Annotated in this window: 11 protein-coding genes; 6 read left to right on the top strand and 5 right to left on the bottom strand. The window is 43.1% G+C overall.

Annotated features, from left to right (window positions below):
* Nucleotides 1-7 precede the first annotated feature (7 nt).
* The 6 genes from B0X70_RS04185 to B0X70_RS04160 are packed head-to-tail and all read left to right on the top strand — an operon-like array spanning nucleotide 8 to nucleotide 7001.
* On the top strand, nucleotides 8-1894 hold the full coding sequence (locus B0X70_RS04185; RefSeq protein WP_217470950.1) for a Tle2 family T6SS lipase effector: 1887 nt from the start codon (nucleotides 8-10) through the stop codon (nucleotides 1892-1894).
* Entirely contained in the window at nucleotides 1891-2634 is a 744-nt protein-coding gene (locus tag B0X70_RS04180; protein ID WP_217470949.1) for a hypothetical protein, read from the top strand. Before B0X70_RS04185 ends, B0X70_RS04180 begins: the two co-directional genes overlap by 4 nt.
* A gap of 27 nt (nucleotides 2635-2661) precedes the next feature.
* The gene (locus tag B0X70_RS04175; RefSeq protein WP_217470948.1) at nucleotides 2662-3408 is read left to right on the top strand and encodes a hypothetical protein; all 747 of its coding nucleotides are present in this window, start codon (nucleotides 2662-2664) and stop codon (nucleotides 3406-3408) included.
* Nucleotides 3409-3435: 27 nt separating this feature from the next.
* Nucleotides 3436-4173 carry a hypothetical protein gene (locus tag B0X70_RS04170; protein ID WP_217470947.1) on the top strand — a complete coding sequence of 246 codons (738 nt, stop codon included), beginning with the start codon at nucleotides 3436-3438 and terminating at the stop codon, nucleotides 4171-4173.
* A gap of 60 nt (nucleotides 4174-4233) precedes the next feature.
* The gene (locus tag B0X70_RS04165) at nucleotides 4234-6213 is read left to right on the top strand and encodes a type VI secretion system Vgr family protein (protein ID WP_217470946.1); all 1980 of its coding nucleotides are present in this window, start codon (nucleotides 4234-4236) and stop codon (nucleotides 6211-6213) included.
* Nucleotides 6210-7001 (top strand): DUF4123 domain-containing protein, encoded by a 792-nt coding sequence (locus B0X70_RS04160; RefSeq protein ID WP_217470945.1) that lies wholly within the window; start codon nucleotides 6210-6212, stop codon nucleotides 6999-7001. The genes B0X70_RS04165 and B0X70_RS04160 overlap by 4 nt, the downstream gene beginning before the upstream one ends.
* A gap of 1016 nt (nucleotides 7002-8017) precedes the next feature.
* Here the strand turns inward: B0X70_RS04160 and cas6e are convergent.
* From cas6e to casA, 5 genes are read right to left on the bottom strand one after another with little or no spacing between them, the layout of a single operon-like run.
* Nucleotides 8018-8692 (bottom strand): type I-E CRISPR-associated protein Cas6/Cse3/CasE, encoded by a 675-nt coding sequence (gene cas6e, locus B0X70_RS04155; RefSeq protein WP_046395573.1) that lies wholly within the window; start codon nucleotides 8690-8692, stop codon nucleotides 8018-8020.
* Nucleotides 8679-9425 carry a type I-E CRISPR-associated protein Cas5/CasD gene (gene cas5e, locus B0X70_RS04150; RefSeq protein ID WP_046395574.1) on the bottom strand — a complete coding sequence of 249 codons (747 nt, stop codon included), beginning with the start codon at nucleotides 9423-9425 and terminating at the stop codon, nucleotides 8679-8681. The genes cas6e and cas5e overlap by 14 nt, the downstream gene beginning before the upstream one ends.
* Nucleotides 9426-9435: 10 nt before the next feature.
* Nucleotides 9436-10470 carry a type I-E CRISPR-associated protein Cas7/Cse4/CasC gene (gene cas7e / locus B0X70_RS04145; protein ID WP_046395575.1) on the bottom strand — a complete coding sequence of 345 codons (1035 nt, stop codon included), beginning with the start codon at nucleotides 10468-10470 and terminating at the stop codon, nucleotides 9436-9438.
* 20 nt (nucleotides 10471-10490) lie between these two features.
* Complete coding sequence (casB, locus tag B0X70_RS04140) at nucleotides 10491-11072, bottom strand: type I-E CRISPR-associated protein Cse2/CasB (protein ID WP_217470944.1); 582 nt, start codon at nucleotides 11070-11072, stop codon at nucleotides 10491-10493.
* The gene (gene casA / locus B0X70_RS04135) at nucleotides 11072-12676 is read right to left on the bottom strand and encodes a type I-E CRISPR-associated protein Cse1/CasA (protein ID WP_217470943.1); all 1605 of its coding nucleotides are present in this window, start codon (nucleotides 12674-12676) and stop codon (nucleotides 11072-11074) included. Before casA ends, casB begins: the two co-directional genes overlap by 1 nt.
* Nucleotides 12677-12678 lie beyond the last annotated feature (2 nt).

Here is a 12678-nt window from a genome sequence, read left to right as displayed (position 1 = left end):
AGTATCAATGAGCAAATTAAGCCCACTCGATTGTCTTGACTGTAAAAATATGCTGAAACACTGGATAGAATTTCAGTTGGTGGATGAACAGGGGAAACCCTTGGTCAATATGCCTTATCGATTAAAAATCCGTGGAAATCCGCTGCTAGGACGTAAAGGCGTCACCGATGGCAATGGATTATTACGGGAAGAAGATATGCCACCCCATCCGGTAACTCTGTATATCGGCGCCCAACCACTGGCCGATGAAATGGAACAGCGTCCGTTGCGGGAAATACGTGGTGAAGAAGCTTCTGTGGTGAAACCAAAAGCGGAAGCCGAAGGCTATCAATATCGCTATGTGACTATCGGGCAGATTAGTGATGGATTGCCGGAGATTAAAAAGTGGAACCCCAAAAATATTCCGCCTCCCTATCATTTCCCGGACCCGGAGCCAAAAGGTTATCAGGTCCATCCGGTGAATCAACGGTATGTCTTGGAAGTATGTCCATTTCGGGCATGGGTTTTGTTGTTGCATCATCAAAAAGAGTATTCCATTGTGAATGCTTATAACCAGTGTCTGATGAGTGTGCTGGCCTACGCCGATGGAGATGTTGATGTTGAAGGTTCTGTGAAACACTTTTTTAACCGACAAATGGTGGATGTTTCAAAATTGCCCTATAAATTGGAGACATTATCGGCAACACCTGTAGTTTACGATGTGCCGTTTAGTGAACGTTATACTCAAGTGGAATTTATTAATTCAAAAACAGGGGATAACAAGCAGGGTAATACTCAGTTGTTTTATGTGGTCAGTAAAAATGATGTGATTGTCAGTTGGCGAGGTACAGCCAGTACAGAAGATGTTCTGACAGATGCTACGTACCAACCTTTAGAGTTAAGTTGCGATGAAAAAACATTGTGCGGTGGGCTTATTCATAGTGGCAAAGTACATAAAGGGTTCTGGGAAGCATTTAATTTGGTTAGCAAATTAAGAGTTCCCAGTGATACGGATCAAGAAGTATTCACCGATATTACTAAGTTGGTTAAGAATAAAAGATTATTTGTCTGTGGTCACAGTCTAGGAGGCGCACTAGCATTACTACACTGTGCACAACTAAAAGAACATAATCCATGTTTTTACAGCTATGGAATGCCTAGAGTGTTAACTGTCAGTGCGGTACGGGAACTAGCTGATATCACCCATTACCGCCATGTGAATGAAGATGACCCGATCCCTTCTTTACCACCGGAAAAAAACCTGGATAACTGGCTATATGATTGTTGGGGGCCGCTCGGCTATTTATTTAGTCCTGTTGAATTGCTGGACTTTACCAAAAGTGGTGAGGTTTTCCTGCATCACGGAAAAATAGTGCATTTTTGTAAAATCAATCTGGTCATTGAATGGCTGGAAGAGCGTAATCCAAGCAACCATATACGGCTCAGAACTACCTTACCCACCAAAACAAAATTGTATTTAATTCCGTCACTAAATCATGAAACAGAAAATAATCTAAAGGATGCAAGAGAGATTCAAAAAGGATTTTTTAAACAGATAAGCGATTCTGATAAGGCCAAATGGTTTCCGTTGAATGAGAATCCGACCGAAAAAGATGCCTTGGGTTTCCCTGATCACAGTTCATTAAAATACGCCCGTTACATTGGTGCACGATTGGCAGAGCTAATCGCACCGGGTAAATACCATTTTTTCCGAGATCAGGAGCAGCTATTTGAAAAAACGCTGAATGAGAGGCCCGATATTGTTGCAGATATTCGGCAGCGCGATGCTTTATTTTTACAGATGGACCATCACTTAAAGCAAGCATTGATTTGCACTCAACGGGATCAACAAGGACCTTTAGCCTTAACACGCTATACAGATAACGCTGTAGGAATTGAGGAAAACTTACCATGATAAATATTAAACAATACTTATCTGTTCTATCAGTGATTTTAATATCAGGCTGTGCTGATCCAAATGAGCCGCTTTCTCCTCCCAAAGAGAATCAATGGATAACCGTAGAAGGGGTAGCACCTAAATATACCAAACCTCATGTGTCCGCAGAGTATATTTCAAAATATTGCCTTGAATATCAGCTACATGCTGACATGTCACCTTATAAAGTACCAACCTATAATGGGCTTCGTCTGAAAGTGAAGGCCGATCCTCAAACTGGTTACTTTCAGGCAAAACTGCCTTTTAATGGCGGTGGCCGATGTAAATGGAAAATTAACCGGGCCTTTGTGTCAATAAGTTATACCGATGTCCACCATCTGGTGAAAGATGCCGTGCCTTATGGGGGAACAGGTTTAATCGCATCTATCAATGATGCTACTCGGACAGATATTAGTGAAATGCCCGCATCGAATACGATTAATTTTAGCCCGGTTATTTACCCTGTTTTAGAAGTAGTTGAAGGATTTCCAAAAACCGTATCCTTACAAGGTGAAGTATCAAAAATGCTCCCTTTTCGACTCACGTTAACTCCAGGAGCTAAATGGAAAATTATCTTCAAGCCTAAACTGGACGAAACAAAAATGGCAAAGGTCACTGTGACTAACGGGAAAGGCGAATGGGTTGAATACTCTAACGGCAAGATTGATAACGGCACTCAAGAAGTCGATTTTCGATTCATGTACATGAATATGAAATAACGCTGTAGGAATTGAGGAAAGTTTATCATGATAAATATTAAACAATACTTATCGGTCTTATTCGTGATTTTAATATCGGGTTGCGCTGACTCTAATGAGCCGCTTTCTCCCCCTAAAGAGAATCAGTGGATAACCGTAGAAGGGGTAGCACCGAAATATACCGAGCCTCATGTATCCGCTGTGTATATCTCAAAAGATTGCCTTAAATATCGTCTGGATTCCAATATGTCTCCTTTTAAGGTACCGACTTATAACGGATTACGTTTGGAGGATGTAAAGGCTGATCCTAAAACTGGTTACTTTCAGGCGAAACTACCTTTCAATGGTGGAGGCCGATGTAAGTGGAAGATTGATCGGGCCTTTGTGTCGATAAGTTATACCGATGTCCACCATCTGGTGAAAGATGCTATTCCGTATTCGGCAACCGGTTTAATCGCATTTATCAATGATGCTTCCCAGACGAATATTAGCGAAATCCCTGCATCGAATACGATTGATTTTAGCCCGGTTATTTACCCTGTTTTGAAAGTAGTTGAAGGTCGTCCAAACAGGATATTCTTACAAGGTGAAGTATCAAAAATGCTCCCTTTTCGACTCAGGTTAACTCCAGGAGCTAAATGGAAAATTATCTTTAAGCCCAAACTGGATGAAACCAAAATGGCAAAAGTTACAGTGACTCGCGAGAAAGGTGAATGGGTTGAATACCCCGGAGGCAAGATAGATTACGGCGATCAAGAAGTCGATTTTCGATTCATGTACATGAATATGAAGTAACGCCGTAGAAATTGAGGAAAACTTACCATGATGAATATTAAACAATACTTATCGATCTTATCAGTAATTTTAATATCGGGCTGTGCTAACCCTAATGAGCCGCTTTCTCCGCCCAAAGAGAATCAGTGGATCACAGTAGAAGGGGTAGTACCAAAATATACCGAACCATATGTGTCCGCTGTGTATATCTCAAAAGACTGCCTTGAATATCGTCTGGATTCCAATATGTCACCTTTTAAGGTACCGACTTATAACGGATTACGTTTGGAGGATGTAAAGGCTGATCCTAAAACTGGTTACTTTCAAGCGAAATTACCTTTTAATGGCGGAGGCCGATGTAAGTGGAAGATTGATCGAGCTTTTGTGTCTGTGCGCTATACTGACGTCAGCCACCTAATGAAAGATGTTGTTAATAAGGGAGGCAATGGAACAGGTTTAACCGCTTTTATCAACGATGCAACCCAAACAAGTCTCAGCAGAACTACGGTATTGAATACCCTAGATTTTAGACCAGTTATTTACCCTATTCTGGAAATAGTGGAAGGGTTTCCGAAACGCTTATTTTTACGAGGTGAAGTAGGTACGCGTTTCTTCCAATTAAAATTGACTCCGGGAGCTGAATGGAAAATTATCTTTAAGCCTAAACTGGATGAAACCAAAATACCAAAAATCACCATTACTAATGGAAAAGGCGAGTGGGTTGAATATCCCAATGGAAGAATTGACCTCCATCGCCAAACGATAGACTACTGGAAAATAAAATAACACCACCAAGGCCATATTATTAATTTATTTAAACACCAACATCAAAAATAAGGAGTCCATATGAACGATGGATTACACTTTCTTTGTCATATTACCGATTTGCCGGAGAAAACTTTTGCAGTAGCTGAATTTTCTTTACAGGAGGAATTATCTGAATTATTTACCCTATCCTTAACGCTGGTCAGTAAACGGGCCGATATTGATCTGGAATCACTGTTATTACAATCGGTGAAATTCCGGGTGATTTTCAACGATGTTGAGCAACGTCAGGTTAGCGGCATTGTCACACAGGCTATTCGGGGGGATACGAATGCTCATCGCACTATTTATTCCCTCACCGTCCAGCCCGCGCTCTGGCGGATGAATTTGAATCAGGACAGCCGGATTTATCATCGGCAAAGCGTGCCGGAGATCCTCAAGAGTTTACTGAAAAAACATTGCATCCTGTTCGATTGCCAACTGGATGAGTTTCATTACACACGGGAGTATGTGACGCAAAAACGGGAGTCCGATTATGCCTTCTTTGCCCGGTTAGTTGCCGAAGAGGGGCTGAATTTCTGGTTTGAAGACGACAAGCTGTTTTTCAGCGACAGCCATTTAGGGATGACGGCCAATTTACCGCTGGTCTACAACCCGCAGATAGAGACGGCCACAGAAATGAATGTGGTTAATCAGGTGCGTCTGGGGGTCTCCATGACCCCGAATCGGGTTATTTATAAGGACTATAATCCCCAGAATCCCGCTTACCGCCTGACACACCGGGCCAATATCGATCCCCGTGTCGAGGGGCAGAAAACTCTGTTTGAGCTTTTTGAAAGCTACGGCCGCTTTCAGAAAGACGCGCAGGCGAAACCGTTTGTCCAGCGCCGTCAGCAGGCCGTCGAAAATCAACGTCAGGCCGGCTGCGGGCAAAGCAACTGTTTTAAACTGATGCCCGGTAAAATCTTTGAGCTTAACGAACACCCGGTTGACGCCATGAACACCCGCTGGCAAATCGTCACTATCCATCATCACGGCAAATGTCCGCAGGCATTGCAAGAACAGAGCGGAGAATCAGGTACTTATCTGCACAACGAATTCAGTTTTATTTCGGGTTATAGAGACTGGCGAGCGCTATACCGTTACAAACCGCTGGCGGACGGTGATGAAGTGGCCACCGTGGTCGGCCCGGAAGGCGAAGAGATTTATGTCAATGAAGAGGGGTGTATCCGCATCCATTTTCACTGGGATCGTTATGATAAAGCCGATGAAAACGCCACCTGCTGGGTACGGTTCACCCAGGGCTGGAATGGCAGCGGTTACGGTTTTATGGCGGTTCCCCGTATCGGTCAGGAGGTGATTGTTTCTTATCTGAACGGCGATATTGATCGCCCGATTGTCACCGGTTGCACCTACAACGGTTCAAACCGGCCGCCGTTAAATTTACCCGCGGAAAAGACCCGCACGACATTTAAAACCCAAACCCACAAAGGGGAAGGTTTTAATGAATTGCGCTTTGAAGATGAGAAAGACCGGGAGGAGATTTACCTGCGCGGGCAGAAAGATCTGACCGCCCATATTCAGCACGACGCTTACTGGCATATTAAACATGACCATAAACAGCGCGTCGATAATAACCGCTATAGCGAAATTTCAGTGGATGATCATCAGCATGTCAAAGGCTCGGGGAAGTACAGCACCGATGGCGATGTTTCACACCGTATCTCAGGCAGTCAGCATTTACAGACCGGGGAGGCATTGGTGGCTGAAAGTGGTCAGGAAACGCACCTGAAAAGCGGCGGTAAGATGGTGTTGGAGGCGACGTCAGAGATTACCTTAAAAGTCGGCGGCCATTTTATCCGGTTAACTCCCGGCGGTATTCTGACTTCCCCCAATTTGCTGGTCGGGCAAGGTTCAGCCGGTGCGGGCCGTGGATTGTCTCTGCAACTGCCGGAAGGAGTTGCGCCTCTGCCGGAGGTTAAACTCCCTGCCAAACCGCTTTGTGCCGTGCTGGCTCAACAGGAAACAAATTGGGTGATTGATAATTTGGAGGATAAATGAACAAGTCAATAAATTGGCAACAGTGGCTGAGTACCCCTAATAAACCATCGGTTTTCTTTATGCTCAATTCACTGGCGGAACCTAACCCGGTGGCGCTCTTTTATCGCAACGACTGGGTAGAGCAGGCTTTTCCGCTATACAGCAATACACCGATGGATCACATGCTGGCGCAAAGTCCCTGGCTGGTTCAGCCCAAGTCAGGCTGCCTGTCAGTAATCGGTCATCTGCTTGATAGCCAAACTCTGAGCGATAACAGTTGGGGATGGGCTTATCGCAGCGACGAGTCATGGATACAGCAGCTTAATCATTGGCGTTCACGCCAGCAGGTGATATTGCGGGAGAGGCAAGTGATTTTTCGCAGTATGGACCCACGTATCCTCGGTCTGTTATTACCGGCAATGATCGTCAGCGATTGGTCGGCATTTTTGACACCGGTGAGTGAGCTGATGATCGATATGCCCGAACCACAGATTTATTATCGGCCTGAAAATTGTGGTCAAGGCGGCAGTGAATCGCCCTTTATTCTGGGCGATCATTTATCGCATGCCTGGCACCATTCCGATTACGCCCTGCAAGGGATGGCATCTGCGATCAGTTATAATTGCTGGGAAAACCACGGAGAATTGGCTGATAAGCTAGATAAGCCAGAGGGACAGTTAGTGGAGCAAATTATCAATTGGTTAAAATACCGTTTGGCAAACGGAGATAATATTAGCAAACTTACCTACGTAGATTTTTTACAAACACTGACTGACGACGCCCCTTCCCAAAGGTTTATTGAAAGTTGAGAGAGAAACAACACACAATCAATAATATAATCAACAACACCATTATTATGTCCCCGTAAAAACGGGGAGCATTTTTACTTCAACTATCATCATCAAACCTGAATCCGGTTTATCCCCATAAATTCAGGGAACTCTGACCTTCTATGTCAATTACCTTTCCAGATGACGGTTGATCCCCGTAGATTACGGGGATCAAATTGTAACAAATGGCGATAGTTCTGTATTTAGCGGTTTATCCCCGTAGAAACGGGGAACAAATCTATCTCTGCCAGCTAAATACGCTAGCTGTTCGGTTTATCCCCGTCAATCACAGGGAACACGCTTCCAAACCCCAAGCATAACAGTATCAAGTCGGTTCACCCCCGTAGACACAAGGAACACCGCTTACTACCGACCGTATCACTGTTACTGTCCGGTTTATCCCCCCATAAAGGCAGGGAGCATCAGGAAAGCCAGTTATCAGCATCATTTTCACACGGTTAATCCCCGTTAGACAATACAGGGAACACATTTTTAGATCTACAGCTATTTGGGGCGCTGCTAGGTCCATCCCCGTTAGTACAGGGAACATTTAGCGAACATAGTAAAGCATCACTCATGCCGCGGTTTATCCCTACAAATGCAGGGAACACTTACATTCTCTCTTTGACGAGATATATCGAGTTTGGTTCACCCCGGTAACGGTCAGGAACATCCACTACACGATATCCTATCATTGATTATAACTGCTTATCCCATTAAACACAGGGAACATATTCTGCCTGGTTCAAATGTATACCAAAATTCAGGTTCATCCCCACAGACGTGAGGAACACGGTAATTATTTTATCCATATTTCCAAGAGTAGCGACTACCCCCTACTCTACAGAATGATATTAATTAGCAATATCACTTTTTACCATGCTTTTGAAATGTAACACAAACAATTAATAACCACGAATGCGTCACCTTTAACATCAATATCCCGATACAACAAAGAATATTGCATTACGCGCTCCGACAAAAATAAATTTCCATTACACTGATCTGATTAACATCAATCCGCATCCCATCGCTTTAGCGCGACCAAAGCCTTTTGCATACTGTTCCAAATATAGCTCACCGTTAGTCACCGTCAGAAGTCCTTGGAAATCAACACTGGAAAATTGTATTTTCTGCCCATGCTTTTTTACACTTCGATGCTGGGTATAACCTTCAACATCCAGTAAATCGTCAAACTGAATACCCCATTGCTGCATACGACGGCTATTCAACAACCAATTACGGGCGGCATCATCCATCATGGCTTTTATTTTCCCCTGCCTTGTTTCACCTTTCTGCCTTGCCATAAACTTAGCATGCATCAAGACATCATGACGCCGACGTTTTCCAAAAGAGTCGGTAATACAGATTGTTGGATTAACGCGTAATTTGAAAGCTAAACGTTGCCCCTCCTGCAATTGAGGATAAAACGCTTTCGTTTCCACCTCAAACAATGGTGACTGAGTTTGAGGTGATGTTTTAGATAAAACATAGAATACGGGTAATCCCATTATTCCGTTCTCTTCCCGAAATAGAAATTGACGTTTTTCGTCTGTTGAAAACAATTTCCATAACAATTGATGAGAAGTATAAACGCCATTCGCACCCATTTTTGCTAATATATTTGCTGTTTGACTCGATTGCCGAAGCACAATTTTAGACAAATACATCAACACTCTCCTCGATAGAAAGTTGATACATAATACGTTGCCGGAATTGCCAACGCGCCCGGTTAATCGGCTCATCCCAAGGATGGCTGATCAAGATATTTGAAGAACTCATTTCATCTTTATTTCCCTCCCAAAAATAAGTCACAATCCCATTTGCCCCTAACCATAATTTATCCTCTCTATCCGAATGCATCAGCGGTGGAAAAGGGATATCCAACGCTGTTTTTAATGTTGATGACGTAATGAGTTTAGGGCAGAGAGGTAAAGCAAGCGGGCAAGATTTACGTCCAAGGTGCAAAATAAATACGGGTTTAAGTAAAGCATCCCGTAATTGTTCAAGCGTAAAACCAGTGTGTTCAGTTAATGTAATCGCAACAATCCAAATACCATCACAACGATAATCGCGATTAGACAGAATGGTATTCAGTCTATCTGATCTTAATTCACTTTTACGGTTCTGATGAACCACATTACTATTGTGCGTCGGCACTTGCGTCGTATGATAATCACGCATTAAAGAGCCAGGAACAGTCTGCTTAATTGCAATCAACACACTTTTTTGTAATTTTGCTAATTCAGACTCATCATCTCGTCGAATACCTAATGCTGCTCCTAATAACCCCAAAATCGCGGAGCGACCCGGATACAATTCCGTTGGCCGCTCTCCCCCAACCGCAGGTTGGCCCCAACTTGCCATCGGGCCATATAATCGGAAGACTAAATATGCTTTCATTCTGCCTCCATTACCGCACAACAAATTCAAGCAGCTCGGTTAAAGTTCCTTCCCCTGTGAATGTGTTGAATTTATAGCGGGCATCGGCACAAGTACCGTAAACTTGATCAATATTGTGCATCTGGCTTTCTAAGGCATTAATTGCCGATGGCCCCTGGTCGCTGTCATTAATAGGTTTTAAAAATGCAACGGATAAAGAACGAGGTTGTTGTTCGCCTTTCTCAGCGAGAGCAAAACTGGCATAAGCACGAGAAGCAAAACTATTTTGTTTACCCGTAGGCGACACTTTCACAGCGGCTTCTGTTAATGCTTTAATCGCTTTATTAGCCAGGGTTTCATCGCCATCCAAATTTTTTATTAATTGCGTTTTATTAATGCAGATATAACTGTAAAACAGCGCAGCGGCAAAACCCAATTCGCCGATATGGGCTGACCCGGTATCTTCCTTGCCATCATTTAAATCATCCACCGCCGTAAAATAATCATCTTCAATCACCACACTATGCACACTAATAGCATGAGCGACCTGACAAGATGCCTCGACGTTAAATGCCGGACTTGAAGCTAACATCCGACCAAACAAAGCAATATCCACCGCAGTTTGCTTAGTTTTTAATAAATGAAGTTCTTCGGCTGTCGGCGCCCGATTTTCTTTCGCCAACACCTCAATCAACGACATGACAGATCGTTGTTCTGCCGGACTGATATGAGCCAATTGCTCAATTTCTAAAGCATCTTTTTTCGTTTTTCCAAAAACACCAGCAATCGTTGTAGCCAATGCTTTAGCGGATTTTTCTTTCACTCCAGCACTGACCAAAGCGTCAAATACCTTAATACCAAATCGCTTGGTGCGAATACCAATATTCTCTGATAGCACCTGTTCAAATAATTCAGAAGTACGCCAGTGGCGTTTTAAGCTTTGAGAACTCACGCGTAAACGTTCAAAACCGCCCATTCTCGCTGTTTTAGGCCGGCCTAAATCATCACGATTCAGATTAGATGGCGCATAGGAAGTTAATAAGTGTAATTGAACAAACTGACTCATAATAATCATCCTAAACTCAATTAATGAAAATCCGATAAATCAACCGATTTACCACTAGCTGCACGGTAATAATCCATAACCCACTTCACCTTAATACGCTTATCCGCCTTACATGGCTGTAATTGACCATATTCAGCGAACCACTCCTCAATATCCCGTGCTAGAGCCAAAACAGAAATATTGCCTTTGACTTTCTGTAAAATTTGACGTAATCGACGTAGTAATTCATTCGGTGTTTTAGCATTTTGTAATTGTGAAAATCTTAATTCACTGACAACCGGTCTATTTCCTCCTCCTTTCTTACCCGCCGCTACCGCCAATGTAATACCACTGTTGCTTTTAACATAAACTAATGCCGCCGCCATTGTGGCCCAATATTCTAATTTTGCCGGACTCTCTGATAAGCTAATTTCATCCGGCAAACTGAACCACAAATCCCGAAAACCTTCAGTCAACATGGCCATCTCAACATTTTCACAGCGCTTTAACTGGGCTTTATAAGTAGAAGGCGCTGGAATAATACCTTTCTCTTTTAACTGCTTCGGTGACATAAACATACTTTGCCACCAACGCAATAATATGATTTCGGTCTTGCTGTCCATTACATTTCCTCTTTACCAGAGTGAATATGGTGATTAGTAATAAATGTGTTGATCTCTTTTAAAGCTCTCTGTCCATATAGCCCGATAATTAACTGTTGACGCGCTCTCATACGTTTTACCATTGAACGTTCATTACCCAATTCAGATAAAACAACATATTCATCGAATAAATTTCTACAGAGATGACGCAAGGTATTAAGCCAATGTTTAGCCTGCTCTGGTGTCAAAAAAGGTGAATCCGAACGTCTATTATTGATAAGTTGATACACCACAGAAAAAAACAGCGATTCACTTTGTTGCCAAAAATTCAGGTCAATAAAGGAAATGTCTCCTCTCACATCCGCGGGCTTTTCAAACCAAGCCGCTTTTATTTGATTCCGGCATAGCCAAATCATATTGGTCGCCAATTTTTGCAGCTCTTTGACTTGATATAGAATCTTTTCCTGTTGTTCAGGTAAGACAAAAAACAACGGCACAGTGACAGAATACCAACAACGTGCTTTCATATTATCCATATCGTAGCCAAATACCCACAGACGAGGCATGACTCTTCGCAGTTCAGCAAAATGACAACATAAAGAGTAAAAATGGCTGACGACCGGCGCGCAACGCTGCCCTCTCTCATGGCTGGTAAAGACTAAAGCATCCCAAATTTTATACGTCACCCCTCCAGGTTGGCCTTTAATCGATAAATGTTGGGTTGGTTCTTTAAGATCCCATTTATAGGGCGTTAACGGATGGGTCCAATTACCGGAATAATTACCGCCATAGTTTTGTGTCCGATATTCAGAGACAGTGAATGCAGAATATTGACCTGAAATTTTGCAAATATTTTCACCCTTTTCCACCACCAAACGTATCCGTCTCGGCATCGCCCAATACATATGTAAGGGATGAACATCCTTAGCATAAATTTCTGTCCCTCCATTAACACTCACTTTTGTTGGCGCTAGCCAGGGAAAAATCTGAGCACTGGTTAAATCAGGTTCTGCATAATGCCATTCACTTCGACTAATGACGTTTAACCACAGTTTTTGCCATAACGTTGTATCCGTTTGTTGCGGCGCCATTAACGTGGTTAATGGTCCTCCACCTCGTAATCCTACTCGATGCCCCACTCCTCCTGACGGCGCATTAATTTGTAAGGTAAACAGCGCCAAAGCCGCCATTTCAAGAGACATCACATCTCCGACGCCACGTTTAACAAAATGATCCGTATTAAGTTTTAAACCATTCGCTCCCGGCGCTTCAATTAATAATCCAGCTACAGTCGTTGATTTTGCGGTTTGCAGCGGATCAAAATCTTGCATAAAAAGTGGCCCTATACCGGTAACATTGAAGGCGTGTATCACTTTATTAAAAGCTTGCTGTAATACCTTTTTATCAGGTGATGTTTCATATAGAGCATGCCATTGATATTTATCTTCCGGCGCAAAAACGGTTTGTAATAAACCAATGGCAAATTGACAAGCTGCTCCTTGAAAATCAGCTCGTGGTAAAGCAAAGTCCATAACATCATGATCACATATCGCATTAATAGGCAGTACTTTTTCACTACCATCACGTAATCGAAAGGGCAACCACGGGTCCTGAACTAAGTTCATAA

It is taken from the genome of Photorhabdus akhurstii (assembly GCF_019090985.1).
Classification (GTDB): Bacteria; Pseudomonadota; Gammaproteobacteria; order Enterobacterales; family Enterobacteriaceae; genus Photorhabdus; species Photorhabdus akhurstii.
The sequence above is the reverse complement of the archived record's forward strand: the minus strand, read 5'-3'. Positions and strand labels throughout refer to the sequence as shown.